We start from the raw sequence: 19961 nt of genomic DNA, 5'->3' as shown, positions 1-19961 counted from the left end.
GCCGGATTTTCCCTTATAAAATATCAATTTTGTTCAGACCATTTTCCAAGAAGTATTTCTCATAACGTGCTTTAAGCTCGAAAAGTCGATTGATTTTTTGTTCAATAGAAGTATTGATACTGACTTCGCGCTTCAAATCGATCGTTGCGAGCTTATGTGTAAGCTGATCCCAAAAAACATCTTCCTCGTATTCATCAATTATCATTTCCACTGTATCTCTAAGGTGTTCCGAAAGATAGTAATACTCCTCTTCCTCATCGTAGTAAATCCCGTCACCAGCTTCAAAATCCCTTGAGAGGGAGAAAATATATTGTTCAAGATCCTCCGCTTTGCTCACCAGTTCTTGATTTGCTTCAGTCAGTCCAAGCGGCCAGTTTCCAAGCTGCAATAATTTTACGAGTGTCAAATATTGATCCCTTGAAAGGTCAATCCTCATATAAACCTCCCCTTTCATATGCTTGTTTCATATATATGAAAGAACTACTGCTGGCTTTCCTAAATATCACCATAGTTGGACTCTTTTTTTGTTACCTGCTCTTATTCATCATACTAGCTGGTAAATCAAAGCTTTTATAATCCTCAAAATAAAAACGGCAATCCCTCAGAACAAGGGCTTGCCGAAATCTATTTAAGCATAGTTACCGATATTGATCGCTTCACCTAATAACTGAATATCTTTATAAATCTCATTTTTCAGTTCCTTATCCTCGCATTGCGCGTACTCATCGAATAAACGGCCAAGTTCTTTGATAAATAACAGATGTTCTTCGACTGCAACCATACAGAGACCCCTTTACACAGAAGATGACCAGTGGCTAATGCTGCGATTCTATTTCTGTTGACCAGAATATTTACCCGTTAAGATTTATATCAAACTACCAATTTTTATAATTATATGTTGAAACTGTCCACTATATGACAACCAGTTTGTTTAGTGTCCATTTCTTTAAGGTAATTAATAGGAAGAGACATAAATATTCAGGGGGCTATAGACATGTGGATTCAACGACCTTTTTTTAAATACGCAACCGGAACCATTCTCCTGCTTCTTATCATTTTCCTCTTTGGTAAGATAGACTACTTTGCTTGGCCGCTGCAAAACTTTATTATCGCCATTTTCTTTCCTGTTTTGATTTCAGGTCTTGTCTATTATATATTAAGGAAACCAGTTCAATGGCTTAAGCAATACATGCCAAAAATAGTGAGTATTGTGATTGTCTTTGTTCTGGTAGCTGGATTTTTTTCAGGATTTACTTATTTTGCAGGTTCCCAATTAGGAGAACAGATCAGCGAAATACAGGGAAACTTTCCTCAAAAAGTAGATGAAATTACGGAAGAGTCGAAAAAAGTCATCAATGATAATCAGCTTGGTTTTGTTAATGCAGAAGAGATCAAGCAAAGAGCACTGAACTATTTGAGCAAGGTCACACAAGGTCTGGGAGAAAATCTCTTGACAGTATTTTCGGTGATCACTAGTGTCGCGACTGTTCTTGTCGTTGTTCCGTTTCTTGCGTTCTTCTTTTTAAAGGATGATGAAAAGTTAAGGCCTTATATTTTAAAACTAATTCCAGAAGAACATGTGCAGGAAGGCAATAAAATCTTAAAAGATATTGATAAAACTCTATTCACCTATGTAACTGGCCAATTCATCATCGCTCTAGTGGACGGGACGCTAATGTATATTGGATATAAAATCATTGGACTAGATTATGCCCTAATCCTTGCAATCTTCACGATGTTCTTAACTGTTGTTCCATTTTTGGGCCCGATTATAGGTGTTATTCCAGCATTATTCGTTGCCCTTACAAGCAGTCCGATGATGATGTTAAAGGTACTGATTGTCCTAGTCATCGTGCAGCAGCTTGAAGGGAATCTTGTTACTCCTCAGGTGATGGGCAAAAAGCTCAGCATCCACCCTATTACCGTCATCCTTCTGTTAATCGCTGCCGGTTCCTTATACGGCTTTGTGGGTATCCTGATCGCCATCCCACTTTATTCTGTTGTCAAGATTGTCATAAAGGATGTGTGGAAATTTTATAAACTTAGGGAAAAAAGGAACCTGATCACCCCTGATTCATAAACAAATCACAAAAGGCCAGCATAGAAGCTGGCCTTTTGTCTGTTTAATTTGTATTCTTTCCTCCATCCTCCAACCCAGCCTGAATAAGAGGGCGGACTGATGAATCTGTCAACAGGCCGCTATGGCTCACACCACTAATTTCAACATTTTCTGCTCCATTTATTATTGAGCTCGTATAAGGGTTAATGACTGTATCAGCACTGCTGTAAATTGATGTGTATTGAATCGGTGCTGAAGTGTCACTTCCATTTGGTGTTTCATCAACACTGTTTAAGTCGTTCAGGAAAGCACTTCCGGGAACCATTTCTCGTGCTCCCTGAGTCCATAATCCAAAATATGAAGAGTTTGTTCCGTGATGAGGGGAACCTAAGGTGACTACATCATCGACTTTTTGGGCACCTTCCAGGTATTTTACATAGTATCGAGTACTTAGCCCACCCATACTATGTGAGACTATATCTACTTTTGATGCTTTCGTCTGGCGCAAAACGTTTTTAACGAATGATTGCAGTTCATACGCATTGTCGACACTGCTTCCTGTAGTATCTGAATATTGGATGGCATACAGGTAATTGGCCGGCCATCCCTGGCTAACAAGCCATTGTTTCAAGTTATCAAAGCTGGAAGACGAACCTGTAAAACCGTGGACAAAAATGACAGGATCCTTCTCTGAAGCAACAGGCACTTTTTTTGCCGCTTCGGCTGTTGAAAAGACGGATAGAAGAAAGACCATTGTAATAGCAAAACTAATCAAACCCCTGAACTTATTCATTAAAAACCCTCCTAAACTTTTTATCTATTAATCTTATGGTGGCGCTTTCATAAAATTCCTCTATCATGTCAAATATTACGTCGCCATACAGAACTAATTGGCCACGACAAACAATATTCTTCAGTCGCTCGGTTTAGTTAGGAAAAGTTCCGAATAAAACTTCAAGGTATTGGACATTCTATTTGCGATTCAAAAATTAGGAGGATTTGCCAATGAAACGAATTAGCGTACAGATGCTTATTCTGATTATGACCGTCCTTTTGTTCACTGGGTGCAATACATATACGGATGAGGGAGCCGAAACTTATCAGATAAATAATGATGGTGCACGAATCCAGAATATCAACCAGGAGTACACCTCCAATTCATATAATCAAACATACAAGATGCATGTGGATGAAAATGCGGAGGAACAGGTAAAAATAATGAATGAAGTTCAAAGCGCCACCATCATTACCGTGCATCGAAATGCGTATGTTGCCGTCGTACTTGAAAATGGTGATACAGAGGCTGTTCCTGGTGATTTAAAAAACAAAATTGCTCAACAGATCAAAGGCTCCGATGAGTCCATTACTGATGTTTATGTTTCATCCAATGCAGACTTTGTTGTCAGTATGACAGACTATAGGGAGCAGCTTCAGAGCAGGAGACCGATTGTGGGGCTTACTGAAGATTTCAATGATACAATCGAAAGGTTTTTCCCTAAAAATCGTTAATAATAACCAGCAAAGGGCATCGAAAAGATCGATGCCCTTATTTTCACCAGATAAGAAGGTGTAAATTTCCACTTCGAGAATTGTCTAGCTTCAGCGCCTAGCCAGTTTTCATCCCTGAGAGTGCTTCCTCGAGTATCTTGCGATAAGCGTTAGCTTTGAGCAGCTCGAGTCGCTTGTCTGCAGCGCTTGTTGGGGCTGAACAAGGCGCTTACGCTTTTCTTATTTAAGATGGCAATTGTGCTCCTCCCCCGCTTTTACCACTCATAATCTCTTCATCAATCATTTTATCAAGCCTGATAATGCTTTGTTTTGCACGTTCATGTTCTATTTTCCTGTAATGATGGTTTCCACCTTCTTCTTCGTCTTTTTCATCTGCCCATTTCACTACCTGCTGAAGTGGCGTACGGATAATATCGTTTGAAGGCAAAAAGGAGTCTGTATGGAAAAGGATTGCAAGTGAAGTGGCTTTCGCCTGCACGGGGTTTTCACCCAATCGGATCAAGAGTTTATGCGCTCTTTCCGCTCCCTTAATTGGATGGATGTCATTTTTCCTGTATAGCTCGTAGTCCCATTTTCCGTTCCTGTACCAGGTAAAATGCCCTATATCATGCAGGAAACCGGCTTTTGCGGCAATATCTACATCCACCTTATGCTCCCTGGCAAGATGGAATGCGTGGTAAGCGACAGCGATAGCATGGGCCATGCCAGAACGCTTCAAGTATTTCTGGGCAATATGGTGCTCAAATATGTCCAAAATAGTTACATCCCTCATTTCATAACCTCCTTAGCTGATGTGATACACTTATTTTTATGAATGTTAACAGAAATCATCCAGAAATGCACTTTTTTGCATCCTTACTTTCACATAAAACAAAGCTGGCAAAGGATTAAAACATTCCCCCTTTGCCAGCTTCTATTAGTTCCAGTTTTTCATTTTCATAAGTAAGCTCTCTTTTAACTTTTCGAGGAGAGTTTTCTCCCCTCTAGCTCCTTTTTGTTTATTCCACTCATTAATGCTGGCAACACTGATCAGGATCGAACCGGCGATCAAGAGGTAACCCCACCAAGGGAGATTTCCCCAGAATGGGCGGGTTTGCAGAACCACATTAAGAAGTAGAACTCCTGCCCCAACAAAGAAATAAGCTTTTACTCTCAGCCACATACCGGCCAGCATGGAAATAAGCGACAGCGATCCAAGAATCAAGGCATCATAAACCGTATTGCTTTCTAGACCATCCTGAATGAGTAAAAGCGAGACTATAATCAATACTGCCCACTGAATATAGCTGGTGATTTGCTTGTATCTCTCTTTGAGCATATATCGTAAGAAAATCACAAGGGCCACTAGCGGAAGTACGAATACCTCCCTTTCAAATAAGGCTGGGATATTAAGCTGTTCTACGGCTGCATAATAAGGAATCAGCAGGTAAGATCCTGCGATAAATTGAATTACACTTACTCCTTTACCATGAACCCTGTTCTTCTGCAGCCATAATCCTGCAGATAGAAGGAGTCCATGGACAATGAGCGCCCAAAAGGTTTCACCATTCATCAGTGCCACGGAAACAATGAACAAGAATCCGACTAATGAATAAGCATCCAGGCTTTGTAGTCCCAAAACTCTTCCCTTTTCCCAGAGATTGCTATAAATCCTTCTCCCTGAAAAAATAAGCAAAATTCCTGATCCTGAAAGAATAGCCATATCCCAATACACATGCAGCTGTGCCAGGAACATGATTTGGATTGTGCCGTAAAAGATCATCAATAACGGGATCATTGCGGCTAAATCCCATTTCACTCTATGGAGCAAAGCCAATATCGCTGCTGCATAACCAATTGTTATTCCGTACAACAGCCAGCTGTATGGATATGCTGCCAGGAAGCTTGCTACTCCTAAGAGTGAAATCGGGACAAGATAATATAAGGTTCTTTGTTTAAAACTCGCGGATGACAATAACCAGAATAGAGTCAACAAAACACTTGTCACCAGGAAGGCGTAATGACCTGTATCTGTTTCTGTAAATTGACTGATACCCGTCTTGATCGCCAGGAACAACGTAGTGAATGCAGCGTATAAGAACGATTTCACTTTCCATTCCTTTTTCACAAAGAAAATACTCCCTGCATAGACTCCAGTTGCAATCAAGTAGCTTAAGATTGCTTCTTCCCCGTAGATGATAAACTCAACTGCCATTATTGGAGCGAGGTAGATATGAGCAATCCATGAATAAGCAATTGCAAGACCTCTCTGCTTTTGAAAAAGTAAAGCCGCTACCCCCAGCAATAACCATCCACCTCCTGGGATGATTAAAGACTCTATTGTTGTACTAAAATCAAATATCTTTTGATTAATCGAGTCCATAGTCATCAGGTACCAGGCAAGACTGACTGCACCGGAGAAAAATGCGACCAGTGACTCTTTTGTGACTCTATAAAGCAAGAGAGACATCAAGATTCCGCCAAACCAAATGATTGATTCTCCGTAAATATTTGTCATCGGAGACGCGAACGTATAAAACAGGCTTGCCGCATAGAAACCATGCGAACTGAAAAATGCATTTTGTGACAGGATGGTTTCCTTTGTTTTGCCAAGTACAAAACTGACACCTAATAAAAAGACTCCCGCAAGTGCGAAATTTCCGGGCATTCCAATAAAATCGTTATAAAAGCTGGAATGTAACCGTATTTCCTCCCCGATGGCAGCGGCTGATAAACCGAGTGAGATGGGTGCTGCCCATTGAGCAATCAAAGGCAAAAACGGTCTGCTTTCTATTTTTATCATGATATACAAAGCACAGCTGGTCAGCGAGAACATCAGGGCCAGCTCCCACCAGTCGAACATGGAAAAAGCAACAAGAATCATGAAAAGCATGATCACTTTTCCGACATCCCGCGAGCTGGTTTTAATGGCTTGAAGATACTTCATCTTGACCAGCCAGCCTGGAAGAATGAAGAGAATGAACCCAATGAAATAAATTGGCAAAACAAGGTTTTCGAAACCAATCCATTTCCCAATTTGCAAAACGGCCTCAAACATAGCGGCTGCAAGGAAAATCGGACTTAAATATTTAAAAATGATATTTTCATTGGTATTCGCAAGATAAATGAAGTTAGCTGAAATGATCAGGTAAGCTGCCATAAGAATAAAGGATGGATTTTCTGTATGAATCATCATCCCTTCGGCTGTGATGAATAAAAAGGCAAGACCTGATACAACTGCACTAGTCATTTGGAAAGCTCTTTTCAAGGCGTGTTTATCATCAATGATTCTTGGAACTAACAGAAAAACGAAACCAAGAAGTGCATAACCTATCACGCTTACCTCTGTAAATCGCCAATTATCAAGAATTTGATATGCACCATAAATGAACATGGCACTGAAAACAAAATGATACTCTTTATGCCCATTAACGAAGATCATAGACAGATAGACAACAGCGGTCAAAATCAAATTAAAGCCATTGAAAACATGATTTTCATAAAAGAAAAGCATTAATAAGGTAGACAGGACCAAGTTCGCCTGTGAATATACTGCAAGTTCCTTGGTGAAGAGCGGCAGCTGATCTTTTATTTTTAGCTGGTGATAGGCTGCAATCAGAAGTGTATTGAAAATAATCAGGCCGAGGTAAAATCCGTCTGTTTTCAGCCCAATCGCGCTCAACATATATGCTGCTGCAATCGAGGTTGTAATAAACGTAAACCATACGAATAACCTCGAAGATAGCCTCTTTGCCAGAAACCCATATATCGGAATCAACACTGAACTGCTTATTGCCCCTAATATGAAGCGGCCTTCTCCATAGAACGATAAGTAAGGGCCGAGCAATTCAAACCAGCCTAGTGATAAGGTGAAGATAGGCAAGAAAAGGCTGCCAAGTACCACAAACGCAAAGGCTGTTTTTTCAATTTTAATGATCTTGTAGCTAATATAGGCCATTCCGTAAAACAAAGCCGAAACCATTGCGATTGACCCTGTCTTCATCCATGGAGTCATACTTTCCCAGTTGCTTGTAGCTAGGTACAAACCGCCAATCAAAAGCATGATCACCCCTATATTCAAAGACCAGGAAATATTCCGTTCACGAATCTCTTCCGCTGATTTCTTTGGTCTGGCTTTTACCGGGCGTGGTTTAGACTGTTTTATTTGATTCTCCTTCACTGCAACGCTATCTGTTGACTGAACTTTTTCGTTCTCAAGTTCAAGTACTTTACGAGTAATGTTCCTAGTTGCCAAGTCTTTCTCCTGCCGGTCTTTTGCCAGCAAATCAAGAAAGTATTCATTATGGGCTTCTGATACACTTTTGTATTCCCCTGGTGATACATAACCTAATTCTTTTAAATTATAGAGCTCATTACGGAAAATCCTGCGTCTTTCCTCTTTAGGAGCATGTTCCATTTTTATCCCCCAATCCCTCTTTAACCCATATTCGAACTGTTTAGTGTAATTTTACACCTTTCATAAAATAATTCAACATTCTACATAAAAAAATCACAAGTCATTTTTCGACAATTTCTATTCCAACATTTCCTATTCACCTTTATAATAGGATAGGTGCGTTTAAAGGGTGTTCTTCTCGGACAAAGCGACTTACCACTATCATTCTGTTTCGATTTATAAGTTTCAGAATCAGGAAGCTTAAATCAATCTGATAAGAAACTAATTAAAAGATTACGAGGTAAGAAAATGACTGATTTTTTATGGTTAATGTATTTAGGATTTATGGGTACCACGGCAATTTGGTTTCTGATCAAGGGTAAATATAAAAACAATATCACCAGGCTGGATTTTGTCATTTCAATCATCACTTGGCTTGGATTATTTGGATATGTGACTGAAACAGAAATGCTAACCCCTTTAGTATGGAAAATTGTCTTCGTTTTCGGTCTCCTTTGGGATGTGATTTTTACAATATTCTTTGCGGAGCGGTTTGCAGGGGACTTTGACCTGCACGAAGAGGAAGAGCCCATGCCGCTTCCAGCTAAACTGAGTGGATTGATATTTGTACTGCCCCTTTATTATGGGATATTCCAATATGCTTTTTAAAACGGCTTAGGCCGTTTTTTTGTTACTTCTCTTAAGTTATACCAAAATAATAGTATCGTTTTTTAATATAATAATAGCCGTTCTAGAGTCTAGAACAGCATATTTAAGCGGTATTCCTCCAACTAATTAGTACCAGGTACTATCACTGATCGTGAGTGTCTTTTTCAGGAAGACACTTCAGTTTTTGTTTAGTTTTATAGAAAAAAGAGGATAAAACCTTTGTAGGTTCTACCCTCTGAATGATTATGGATTTGTTGACCACATTCCAGCTGTCTTGATGAAAACGCGGCGGTTTAATTTTAGCTGAGCTACCATTAACTCAGCCAGATCTTCTGGCTGCATGACTTTTTCCGGATTGCCATCTGTTAAGTTCGACTCAATGGCCAGGTCAGTAGCTACTGTGCTTGGAGTAAGAGCGCTGACACGAATGTTATGCTTTCGGACTTCAAGCATTAACGATTCTGTCAACCCGAGGACTCCGAATTTTGATGCACTATATGCGCTTGTTACCGGCGCTCCCTTTTGCCCTGCTGTGGAAGCAACATTGATGATGTCACCAGTTTTTCGCTCAATCATTCCTGGCAAGACAGCACGAGTCACATTATACGTGCCCATCAAATTGACCTTGATAATTTTTTCCCACTCCTGTGGTTCTAGCTCGAGAAAGCCGCCAAATTTTGCGATTCCTGCATTGTTAATCAGGATATCTATTGGACCGATTTCTTCTGTTACATGCTCAACAGCGTGCTGTACAGATTCGATGTCAGATACATCGGCTACAGCTCCTGAAACATTTACTCCATATTCCTCAAGTTCAGTTGTAACCTTCTCCAGATTGGCAAGTGTTAGCCCAATCATGCCAATATTTACGCCCTCTTTAGCCAGAGCTATAGCAGCAGCCCGGCCGATACCTCTGCCAGCACCCGTGATCAGCGCTGTTTTCCCTTTTAAAGATTCCATATGATGACTCCTTTCAATTATGTAGTCAAGGGTTAATTATAGAAAATCTCATCGGTGAAAACAAATCTTGTGACTCATTTGAAAAGAAGGCAAACGATTTGGCACAGAACAAAAAAACCAGCAGTAATGGTTCACTGCTGGTCTACACATTATAATGGCAACAATGCCACGGTTTTTTTATTATTCAGTTGATCCACCATCTTATTCCACTTCTCTGGCTTCTTTTGAAGAACGGAATAATAAGTGGTAAGAAAATCTGTAATTAACGCTGCAGGCAGTTCATGAGTATTCTCATCAGCTGGCATAAAGCATAAATCGAGTCCCTCAACTGCTTCTCCGTCATTTTCCCATGATGGATGGACGTATTCCATATCCAGACGCTTATACCCAAGGTGAGATAATACTTCGCGCCTTACAAATGGGTCCATCGTTTTTACACCACCAAAATCATGATCTGTCTTACGGTACGGATCATAAATTTCTGCGAACATCCCAAACAATTCTACCCCTTGTTCACCAGCGAGTTCCTGCAGGTCTTCCATTCTTTTATTGGCAAGGAATCTTCCAAGACTTAATCCCGGTTTTCCGACAATGGTAAAGTCAGTCATCGCTATATTCCAGTCAGGATAATAGCGATATTCGGTTACTCCAACCACTTCATTCTCATGTACAGCAACAAAAACCCTAATGCCTGGATCTTCGAGTGGCCCTTTCCATAAATCAAACTCCAATACTTCCTCCGGAGGGAAAACTTCCTTCATTAAATTATGGAGCTTGGCAAAAAGCGGATCATCGATACTGTTAACGCGAATATATTCCATGTAACTGCTCCTTATCGTATAAAATTCTTTTCGGCTTGTTCCCAGTCTGGATAAAGGTCAGTACGGCGGTCGCGCCATGTAGTGACCGAACCGCGCTCACGCACTTCGTACAATAGTTCCAAATCAAGGTCGGCAGTAACAATCATGTCATCATTAAGTTCCCCTTCAACCTGAAGACCTTTTGGAGGGAACGGAATATCATTAGGCGTAATCACTGCCGCCTGGCCAAAGTTAGCGCGCATAAAGTCAACTGTAGGCAATGCGCCTACTGTTCCTGTCAAAACGACGTAGATCTGGTTTTCAATAGCCCGTGCATGGCTCGTATAGCGAACTCGATGGAAACCATGACGGTCATCTGTACAAGAAGGAACGAAAATGACATCTGCACCTTTTGCTTTAGCCATCCTTACAATTTCAGGAAACTCAATATCATAGCAGGTTAGCAGCGCGATGCGCCCTTTCTCTGTATCAAATACCCTGAAATCTTCTCCCGCACTCATATTCCACTCATTTACCTCGGTAGGTGTAATATGAAGCTTCGCCTGCTCGACGATTCTGCCATCCGGGTAAAACATGTGAGCGACATTAAAGAGCTTTCCTTCTCGAGCAATGACATGTGTTCCGCCAATGATGTGCATCCCTGTTTCCAATGCGAAACTCTGGAAAAGGTTTAAATATTGCTCGGTAAAACCGGGGAGTTCATTGATGGTCAACCTCGTACCCTGCTCACTGCCGATTGATAATAATTGAGTAGTAAAGAACTCAGGAAACAAAACGAACTCTGAACCATACTCCTGTGCTGTTTTTACATAATGCTCACACTGCTGAGCAAACTCTTCGAACGACCTGATCGTGTGAAGATGGTATTGGACTGCGGAAACCCTCATTTTCATCCATCATTCCCCCTGTATCTATAAACATTTTTCATCTCGAATTCAAATTTTCGGAAATACGAAAATCATTATATAGCATTTTACTTTTTATGAATACATTTTTCATTAAAATTAGGCAAGAAATTTACCATATGATAGACGCAACCCCAGCCAGCGAAAAAAAACAGTTCCTTTCACCACTCGATTAGACTATAATCTAATTAGATATATATATAATCAGATTGATGGAGGACACTATGTTTAAAACATTTAGTCTGGAGAAATCCTACCGGAAACTATTCTTCGCGGGAATAATTAATGGCATTGGTGACCGGTTCAGCCAGGTGGCGCTGCTGGCACTCATTCTGCAAATGACTGGTTCTGGCTTCTCTGTCGGGATCACAATGGCTCTCAGGATGATTCCATTTTTATTCTTCAGCCCTTTGAGCAGCAGCCTCGGAGTAAAATACGGAAGAAAAACAATCATGATCGTTACCGACTTAGCCAGAGCGGTCATAGCATTGTCTTTTCTAGCGGTCGATAATCCTGATGATATGTGGATTGTCTATGCTGCCTCCTTCCTGTTGGCCTCCGGAGAAGCCATTTACTCACCCATTAGAAAATCAAGCATCCCTGCCATGGTTTCCTCGAAATCACTAAAAGATATAAATGGCTGGGAACAAGTATTAATTGGATTTGTATTAGTAATTGGAGCATTAAGCGGCGGGATTGTCTCATATTTTCTGGGAGCGAAAGCAGCATTTTTGCTAAATATTGTATCCTTCGTTGCCGCTGGCTGGATTTTATCGACACTGCCTTCCCTTGAGGCTATGAAAGAAAATGACTTGATCATTAAACCAAATCATGAAAAGTATACTGAACTGCTGCCAATTATTGCGGCTTCCTCTTTCCTGTTGTTGTTAATGATGTTCGAGCTTATTATCCCGCTGATTAATGGGATTGAGAATGTGTTAATAAGCGTGTATGCCGTCGAGACGTTTGAAAAAGCTAATCTAGGAGTGGGCGTCTTTTACAGTGTTCTGGGCCTGGGGTTGATTATCAGCCCATTATTAACAAGGATGATCCAAAATAGATTTCTATTATTTTCTTTTATATGTATTATTGGCGAAGGATTGTTCTTGACGACGATAAGCCAGACAAAATCCTTTTGGCTGGCCGCTGCACTATTTGGCATGACCGCAGTGTTCAGCGGAGTCGGCAACACACTTCTCGACACGGTGGCAATGGATACTATTCCTTCAAAATGGCACGGAATGTATTTCGGTATCACGAGTATGCTGTCCAATACTTTCATCGGGTTCTCGATGTTCTTTACAGGACTAGTACTAGAATGGTTCAACCCAAGATTGGTGGGGATGTTCGGAGGGATCATGTATATTGCTTTCGGAATCTTGTTCTTAATGTGGTCTCTAAAATATAGCGTTGACCAAGAGAAAGTAAAATTAGCGCAAAAAGCTCTGTAAAAAAGCAAAGGCACCATCGTTCTGCAGACGATGGTGCCTGTTAATTATCTTAGAACTGTTTATTTTGCGCACTTTCACATACTTCAATTCGATTTCGGCCGTTATGCTTAGCTTTGTAAAGCGCCCGGTCCGCAAATTCGAGTATCTGCTTCATTTCTTCTGGATCCGAAGGCTTGACACATGATACACCAATACTGATTGTAACGATTTCACTTACCTTGGAGTTTGCATGTTCAATCTTCATCTCCCGGATGGCTGACTGGAAACCCTCAGCTAATCCTGATGCTTTCTGTGCATCCGTGTTCGGCAGGACAACAGCGAATTCTTCGCCCCCATATCTTGCAGCGAAATAACCTTTTTCATGGAAAAATCGTTCAAGCTCGCGGGCAACTGATTTCAAACATTCATCCCCCTGGATATGCCCATATGTGTCATTATATTTTTTAAAGTAGTCGATATCCAGAAGAAGCAAGGATACTGGCGTTTTATGCTTGCAAGCGAAAGCCCATTCTGTTTTAAGGAATTCGTCAAAGGCCCGCCGGTTATAGATTTCGGTCAATCCATCAAGAGAGGAAAGCTTCCTCAGGAGTGAATTACTTTCTCTTAACTGATTTTCAATGGTCCTCCTAGCACTTACATCCCTTGTGGCGAACATCATTCCCGAAGCATTGCCTGATTTGTCCTTCACCGGTCTGACTGTAGTTTCAGCCCAAATATATCCGCCGTTTTTATGCAGCATCCTGTAGCTCGATGTCACTATGCCACTTAATTCCTTAGGGTTCCCATATTGCTCAATCAGGCTCTCGCGGTCATCAGGATGAATTTTTCCATAAATATTTTTCCCTATCAATTCATCGTTTCTGTACCCCAGAATTCCTCTGCTCGAAGGAGAAATATAAATAATAATTCCATCACTTGAAAGCCTTCCGATCATATCAGATGAATTTTCAGCGATAAAGCGATACTGCTCTTCACTTTCACGCAAAGCTCTTTCCATGCTTTTACGCTTTGTTATTTCCTTTATAACAGTTAAAACAGCTTTTTCTCCCTGATACGTAATCAAAGAAGAAGATACTTCAATATCGATATATGAATCTCCCTTTTTCAGCTGTTCTTCAAAACTAATTACAGACTTTTGATCAAAATCAATTTTAGAAGCTATATTCGGATGCTCACTGAAAAAAGAACTCACAGATTTACCAATTACCTCGTTCATATTTGCTCCAAATAAGGCCTCAGTGTACGGATTGGCATAGGCAATTTTATCAAATTGCGAGAGAATGATCGCATTAGGAGAAAGTTCAACGAGAGTCCTGAACTGTTCCTCGCGTTCTTTGAGCTGCTGGGAAAGCATTTCCACTTCGGTAAGGTCAGTATAGACAGCAAGGTAATTCACCAGTTCGCTATCTTTGTTCAATATTGAAAAGATATTCACCTTCATTAAATAATGGCTGCCGTCTTTACGCTTGTTCCATAACTCGCCTTCCCAACATCCCTTGTTCAAAATAGAGTCCCACATTCTCTTGTAAAAAATCGGCGTGTAGCTATGCGATTTCCATATTCGAGGATTTCTGCCAATGACATTTTCCTTAAGATAGCCTGTCAATCGGGTAAAAGAATCACTAACAGCCTGTATCTTGCCATCTGGAGTAGTGATGACAATTCCTTTATTTGCGCTAAGTATAAGTGAGCCGGTCTCTTCCAAGTAATCGTTATTAATGCTCATGGGCGTTATGAACCGCAGGCAAGTCTTGATTGCCGATTCTCCATTAAATATCGTGTTTTCAGAATTAACCTGAAAATCCATTGGAGTACCATTAATTGAAAAACTCATTATACTACCTTGTAGAATTGTTCCTTGTTCGATCGCAGCGATTCTGGTTGAGATTGTTTCTTGGTTGCCGCTTGATAAAAAGGAAAATATTGATTTCCCTATTATTTCACCTTGATATTTGTATCCAAGCAACTGAGTGCCGCCTTCATCTATAGAAATGATGATTGAATTTTTATGTACGCAAACAAAATAGGGTGACAAATTGTTGGCAGCTGCTACATCTTCAATTATTGTCTCAGTACCGCTTTCCTTTACCATCATTTTACTTCTCCTTGCAAAGTCAAAATTGATACCATATCATTCTGCTTCTGTTTATATTGTTATTCAATAAGAGAATTAGAATAATTATCATTTATTTTTCCAATTAAATACATAAATGTTAACGTATCATATTGCTAGCAACTGATATCTGAATGTTATCGGAAGCTATCATATATGGTCAGTTTCTGTCGAAATACCTGTTATAAAGCGGTTTACATGCTTCCCAATCTGTCGGATGGCCGTTTTTCCTGATTCGGGTTCTGAAAGTCCATCAATCAACACAACAATAAATGCCTGCTTCTTACCGTATGATATAATACCGCAATCGTGCTCGACTCCCGGAAGTTCTCCTGTCTTATTTCCGATTTTTAATAGAGTATCATCCAAATAAAATGGCAGCTTTTCTTTGAATTGTTGTTGCAGGAGGAATGAAAAGAATGTGTTTTTCGAGTGTTTATTTAAAGACCCTCCAGCAACAGCTTCTTTCAGGCATAATGCGATATCAGCGGCGGATGTAAAGTTATCGTGTCCGGATTGAATGGCATCGAAATCCAACATTTTACGCTGCAATATCGAGTTTTTCATTCCGATCATGGTTATAGCCGAATTGATTGAATTTATCCCTATTAAATCAATCAATAGATTAGTAGCCGAATTATCCGACACAATGATCATAAGTGACAACAAATCCTCGACTGTAAGCTGCTTAACTTTCATAGCCTGGAGAACTCCCGTGTCTCCAATTTTGTCGCTTTCTTTAATGGTCACGATTTTGTCTTTTTGCAGCTTACCTGCTTCAATCAGTCTCAAAGCCTCGAATAATATCAGCAATTTTATCAAACTGGCAGACTGGTAAACTACATTGCTGTTAGATTCTATAATTGATCCTTCAATTTCCAAAAACAAACTCGCCCGGCCCTTGCACCCAGCGAGTTCATTCGATAGTCTATCTCTTAATTCTTCTATTTTCATGGCTATTCTGTTCCTTATCTGATATTGACAAGCATTTCTTTTTTATCTTTTCCTTCTAAATGTTCATCATATAAATGACAGGCAACATAATGGTCTTTGTCGATTTCCTGCCAGACAGGTTTCTTCTGGGCACAGATGTCCATTGCGTGCTGGCATCTTGTTCTGAAGACACAGCCGCTCGGAGGATCCATCGGGCTTGGCAGTTCTCCCTGCAGGATGATACGCTCCCGCTTATCCTCCACATCCGGATCCGGTATCGGGATGGCCGAGAGCAATGCCTGAGTATATGGATGCAGCGGTTTATTGTAAAGCTGGTTACTAGCCGTGAGCTCGACAATATGGCCGAGGTACATAACTCCGATCCGGTCGCTGATTTGCTTAACCATGGAAAGGTCGTGAGCAATGAATAGATAAGTCAATCCCTTTTCTTCTTGAAGACGCTTCAGCAGGTTTACGACCTGTGCCTGGACTGATACATCAAGAGCTGAAATTGGTTCATCCGCTATGATAAAATCCGGATCAAGCGCAAGTGCCCTTGCAATTCCTATTCTCTGACGCTGCCCGCCACTGAACTCGTGTGGATAACGGTTCGCATGGTCACGATTCAATCCTACATCTTCCAAGAGCTGATAAATTCGTTCCAAGCGTTCTTTTTTGTTTGGAAACAGTCCATGAACCTCCATAGGTTCAGATATAATTTCCTTTACCGTAGAGCGTGGGTTTAATGAGGCATATGGATCTTGGAAAATCATCTGCATCTGCTTATGGAACTGAAATTTTTCTTTTTCCGAAAGTGAATGCACGTCTTTTCCGTTAAAAACAACTTCTCCATCTGTCCGGTCATAAAGTCCAATCATTGTTCTGCCGGCCGTGGATTTTCCGCATCCAGATTCCCCGACAAGGCCAAAGGTCTCGCCTTTATAAATATCGAATGAAATGCCATCTACTGCTTTAAGGATTTCATTTTTACCCATAGTAAAATGCTTCTTTAAATCTCTTACACTTAATAAAACTTCATTTTCCATATTTATTCCTCCGTATCAATCCAGTAGCGTCTCGCTGCACAGAGTTCTTTTTCGTAGATTGTTCCTTCTAAAGTAATGATCTCGATATTCTTGCCAGTATTCGGAGAATGCAGAAGCTTGCCGTCACCATAATAAATACCGACATGATGGATGCTGCCTTTTCCTTCCTCATAGGCGAAGAAGAGCAAGTCGCCTGGCTGGATGTCTGAGAGTGGTACCTCTTTACCCGAAGCAGCCTGTTCATGGGCGTCCCTCGGGATGATATAGCCATTTGCCAGGCACATATTATAACTGAAGCCCGAGCAGTCATAGCCATAGCTGCTCATTCCGCCCCAAAGATATGGCAATCCGAGGAATTGTTCGCCAGCAGCGACGATTGCGTCCCCATTCTTCTTAGGAATTTCCTTATCCGATGGAATAACTGTTACATCCTCAGCTCTTAAGATGCCAATACCAGTTGGTGTTTTAACGCGGATTCGATCGACTATATCCTCCACGATCGGCATTGTGGTCTGATAGCTCAATTCCATCAACTTTTCGTTCTTTTCGGAATATAGAAGGGCTTTCTTAGCGGTAATGACTGCTGCAGGTCCCTGCTTGATATACCAATCTGATTGTTGAATCAGCTGATCTTTTGGGATCCACCCTGGATATCCACGACGATCTTTTCCGGATGGCTGGTCTGGGACAATAACATGTGCCCATTCATTCACTTCATCAATGATCAAAACTTCCTGATTAAATAAGACCTGTGATTGAACCAGATTATCATCGCACAATTGGAGTCGTGGCTCATAAGTAAGCTTTTCAAGCCATTTATCTACATTCAGGTCACCGGAAATTGCGTCCCTATCGATTTCCCTCGCTGAATCATGTGAAGTCCACAAAGTTGCTACAGGGACATTGACGAGCCAAATATTATTGCTTTCCAATGGAAATTCCTCCTTCTGAAAGGACCTTTTCTAGTCCAAGACCTGGTTGGTCCGGAAGTGTGATTTTTCTACCATTATACTTTATTCCGCCTGAAATCGCTTCATTTGCTAGCATTAATGGCGCGTCGAAATCAAAACGCGTGATGTTTTTCTTGCTTGCTGCGAAGTGGGCAGCAGCGGTAATTCCCAGCCGTGTTTCAATCATACTGCCAACCATGCATTCTATCCCAGCGGTTTCAGCCATTTGGTTAATCATTTGGGCTTGATAAATTCCGCCAGACTTCATTAATTTAATATTAATAAGGTCTGCGCTTCTCCTTCTGATCACCTCAAATGCCTGTTTTGGTGAAAATACACTTTCATCAGCCATTATTAAAGTATCGACTGAATCAGTTACCTGCTTTAAACCTTCCAGATCTTCTGCTTTAACTGGCTGTTCAACCAGCTCGATATCAAATCCAAGGTCCTCCATTTTTCGGATCGCCCTGACTGCATCCTTCGGTTTCCACCCCTGGTTCGCATCGAGCCGAATTTTAATATCATTGCCTATTCTTTTGCGGATTTCCTGGATCCTGGCAATATCGGTTTCAATCTCGCCGATTCCTACCTTAACCTTAAGTACATTGAACCCATTGCTGACATATCCAACAGCATCCTCACCCATTTCTTCTGGGGTGTTCACACTAACGGTAAAATCGGTTTCAAGCTCGTTTCTGTAGCCTCCAAGGAATTGATAGAGCGGAAGGCTGCAATTTTGCGAGATACAGTCGTACAATGCCATATCAACGGCTGCTTTTGCGCTGGTATTATTAACAAGGATGGTTTTTAACCCCTGGAAAATAGCTTCAAAGTTCAATAGATTCTTTTTTAATAAAAACGGCTTGATGACGTCATTGATTGCACCCTCGATACTTACGAGACTGTCCCCTGTTATGACCAATGTAGGCGGTGCCTCTCCCCAGCCGGTAATCCCATTATCACAGGTTATTTTAACAAAAATGGCTTCAGCTACAGTAACTGTGCGGAGTGCGGTTTTAAACGGCTTCTTCAAAGGGACAGCATTACGGAATGTCTCGATTTTTTCAATAATCATAACTCTTATCTCCTTTGGTTCTATTTGATCCCGCTCTCAACAAATAACGTTTTCTCCTTGGTATTCATGGATGCAGCCGCCCCGAGTGGCACACCAATGTGAGGCGAGCAATGCCCCATTTTGAATCCTTTGAGAGCCGGTTTACCGGCAAGTTTAATGTAATGGTCTATAACTTCTTCCAGAGTTAAAGACAGTTCTCTTTCTGGTACGCAGTTATTAAAGTCACCGACAATGATTCCGGCAGATTCCTGAAGCTTGCCAGCCATAAACAGCTGGTTAAGCATCCTATCCACAGCGCGTGGCTCTTCATTAATGTCTTCAATAAGCAGAATCTTACCTTCTGTATCAATTTCAAATGGTGTGCCCATAGAGCTTGAAAGAAGCGAGAGGTTTCCGCCAACCAATATTCCTTTAGCAGAGCCGGGAACCAGCTCATCAATTTGTGACAGTTCAGGAGAATAATTTAGGTCTGCTGGCGTAAACAATTGCTGGAATGTGTCCTTGGTAGTTTGATTAGCTTCTTCTTTTCCAATATCCGAAGCAAGCATTGGACCATGGAAAGTTACCAGTCCTGTCTGCTGCCTGATCGCAGTATGCAAGAATGTAATATCGCTGTAGCCCCAAAAGATTTTAGGATTATCTTTAATAACATCATAGTCTATCGCTGACGCAATACGCGCTGTGCCATAGCCCCCACCAGCACAGATTATTCCTTTTACTTCGTCATCGAGGAACATTTCATGCAGGTCGGCTAATCTATCTTCATCATTGCCGGCCAGATAACCATATTCAGAGTACAATGATTTCCCTAGTTTATAATTAAGTCCTAAATCTTCAACGAATTTTAAGCCTCGCTTAAGATTTTCTTTATTAGGCGGACTCGCTGGCGCTATGACTGCAACGGTATCCCCTTTTTTCAGACGTTTGGGCTTCATTGTCATTTCAATCGACTCCCTATTATTTTCGTTTTTGAAGTAGACATAATTATTTTATCGACTACTTTAAGAGCGCATGTGATAAAGTTAGATACCCTGCTCTGCCCGAACTTCAGTTCCCGGACCATTTTGGGTAAAAGCTGATACCCTGCTCTGCCCT

18 protein-coding genes are annotated in these 19961 nt (G+C 41.0%); 4 read left to right on the top strand and 14 right to left on the bottom strand.

All coding sequences use genetic code 11. The features are described from left to right. Positions 1–13: 13 nt before the first annotated feature. On the bottom strand, positions 14–436 hold the full coding sequence (locus TY49_RS05765; RefSeq protein WP_041964956.1) for a hypothetical protein: 423 nt from the start codon (positions 434–436) through the stop codon (positions 14–16). A 192-nt stretch (positions 437–628) separates the two neighbouring features. Continuing rightward, the gene (locus TY49_RS24915) at positions 629–781 is read right to left on the bottom strand and encodes a hypothetical protein (RefSeq protein ID WP_198135591.1); all 153 of its coding nucleotides are present in this window, start codon (positions 779–781) and stop codon (positions 629–631) included. Positions 782–994: 213 nt separating this feature from the next. Here TY49_RS24915 and TY49_RS05760 point away from each other — a divergent pair, with 213 nt between their 5' ends. Continuing rightward, on the top strand, positions 995–2080 hold the full coding sequence (locus TY49_RS05760) for an AI-2E family transporter (protein WP_041964955.1): 1086 nt from the start codon (positions 995–997) through the stop codon (positions 2078–2080). Between the two features lie 43 nt (positions 2081–2123). Here TY49_RS05760 and TY49_RS05755 read toward each other — a convergent pair whose 3' ends face one another. After that, positions 2124–2852 carry an esterase/lipase family protein gene (locus tag TY49_RS05755; protein WP_041964954.1) on the bottom strand — a complete coding sequence of 243 codons (729 nt, stop codon included), beginning with the start codon at positions 2850–2852 and terminating at the stop codon, positions 2124–2126. A 212-nt stretch (positions 2853–3064) separates the two neighbouring features. On the opposite strand from TY49_RS05755, the gene TY49_RS05750 reads away from it, so the two are divergent. After that, positions 3065–3568, top strand: a complete 504-nt coding sequence (locus TY49_RS05750) for a YhcN/YlaJ family sporulation lipoprotein (protein ID WP_041964953.1) — start codon at positions 3065–3067, stop codon at positions 3566–3568. Between the two features lie 223 nt (positions 3569–3791). Here the strand turns inward: TY49_RS05750 and TY49_RS05745 are convergent, their stop codons facing one another. Both TY49_RS05745 and TY49_RS05740 read right to left on the bottom strand, forming a co-directional pair. Continuing rightward, a complete protein-coding gene (locus TY49_RS05745) occupies positions 3792–4340 on the bottom strand; it encodes an HD domain-containing protein (protein ID WP_041964952.1) in 549 nt (182 codons plus the stop codon). Between the two features lie 144 nt (positions 4341–4484). After that, positions 4485–7964, bottom strand: a complete 3480-nt coding sequence (locus tag TY49_RS05740) for a hypothetical protein (protein WP_041964951.1) — start codon at positions 7962–7964, stop codon at positions 4485–4487. 288 nt (positions 7965–8252) lie between these two features. Here TY49_RS05740 and TY49_RS05735 point away from each other — a divergent pair, with 288 nt between their 5' ends. After that, on the top strand, positions 8253–8612 hold the full coding sequence (locus TY49_RS05735) for a hypothetical protein (protein ID WP_041964950.1): 360 nt from the start codon (positions 8253–8255) through the stop codon (positions 8610–8612). Positions 8613–8855: 243 nt separating this feature from the next. Here the strand turns inward: TY49_RS05735 and TY49_RS05730 are convergent, their stop codons facing one another. The 3 genes from TY49_RS05730 to TY49_RS05720 all read right to left on the bottom strand — a co-directional run bounded on the left by TY49_RS05730 (position 8856) and on the right by TY49_RS05720 (position 11286). Beyond that, positions 8856–9572 (bottom strand): 3-ketoacyl-ACP reductase, encoded by a 717-nt coding sequence (locus TY49_RS05730; protein WP_041964949.1) that lies wholly within the window; start codon positions 9570–9572, stop codon positions 8856–8858. Between the two features lie 149 nt (positions 9573–9721). After that, on the bottom strand, positions 9722–10393 hold the full coding sequence (locus tag TY49_RS05725; protein WP_041964948.1) for a hypothetical protein: 672 nt from the start codon (positions 10391–10393) through the stop codon (positions 9722–9724). An 11-nt stretch (positions 10394–10404) separates the two neighbouring features. Continuing rightward, positions 10405–11286, bottom strand: coding sequence for a carbon-nitrogen hydrolase family protein (locus TY49_RS05720; RefSeq protein WP_041964947.1), 882 nt, complete (start codon positions 11284–11286; stop codon positions 10405–10407). A 236-nt stretch (positions 11287–11522) separates the two neighbouring features. Between TY49_RS05720 and TY49_RS05715 the strand changes: the two genes are divergently transcribed. Beyond that, positions 11523–12749, top strand: coding sequence for an MFS transporter (locus TY49_RS05715; protein WP_041964946.1), 1227 nt, complete (start codon positions 11523–11525; stop codon positions 12747–12749). A gap of 49 nt (positions 12750–12798) precedes the next feature. Here TY49_RS05715 and TY49_RS23860 read toward each other — a convergent pair whose 3' ends face one another. The 6 genes from TY49_RS23860 to TY49_RS05685 form a co-directional block, all read right to left on the bottom strand. After that, entirely contained in the window at positions 12799–14844 is a 2046-nt protein-coding gene (locus TY49_RS23860; protein WP_052442099.1) for a sensor domain-containing diguanylate cyclase, read from the bottom strand. Positions 14845–15012: 168 nt separating this feature from the next. Then, complete coding sequence (locus TY49_RS05705) at positions 15013–15816, bottom strand: serine hydrolase (protein ID WP_041964945.1); 804 nt, start codon at positions 15814–15816, stop codon at positions 15013–15015. 14 nt (positions 15817–15830) lie between these two features. Next, the gene (locus TY49_RS05700) at positions 15831–16841 is read right to left on the bottom strand and encodes an ABC transporter ATP-binding protein (RefSeq protein ID WP_041964944.1); all 1011 of its coding nucleotides are present in this window, start codon (positions 16839–16841) and stop codon (positions 15831–15833) included. A gap of 2 nt (positions 16842–16843) precedes the next feature. Next, positions 16844–17773 carry a C40 family peptidase gene (locus TY49_RS05695; protein WP_041964943.1) on the bottom strand — a complete coding sequence of 310 codons (930 nt, stop codon included), beginning with the start codon at positions 17771–17773 and terminating at the stop codon, positions 16844–16846. Further along, the gene (locus TY49_RS05690; RefSeq protein WP_041964942.1) at positions 17760–18866 is read right to left on the bottom strand and encodes a dipeptide epimerase; all 1107 of its coding nucleotides are present in this window, start codon (positions 18864–18866) and stop codon (positions 17760–17762) included. The genes TY49_RS05695 and TY49_RS05690 overlap by 14 nt, the downstream gene beginning before the upstream one ends. Positions 18867–18886: 20 nt before the next feature. Then, positions 18887–19807: a S66 peptidase family protein gene (locus TY49_RS05685; protein WP_041964941.1), complete on the bottom strand. Its 921-nt coding sequence runs from the start codon at positions 19805–19807 to the stop codon at positions 18887–18889. Positions 19808–19961 lie beyond the last annotated feature (154 nt).

This window comes from Mesobacillus selenatarsenatis SF-1, assembly GCF_000813125.1.
Taxonomy (GTDB): Bacteria; Bacillota; Bacilli; order Bacillales; family Cytobacillaceae; genus Mesobacillus; species Mesobacillus selenatarsenatis.
This window is presented reverse-complemented; position numbering and strand designations above follow the sequence as displayed.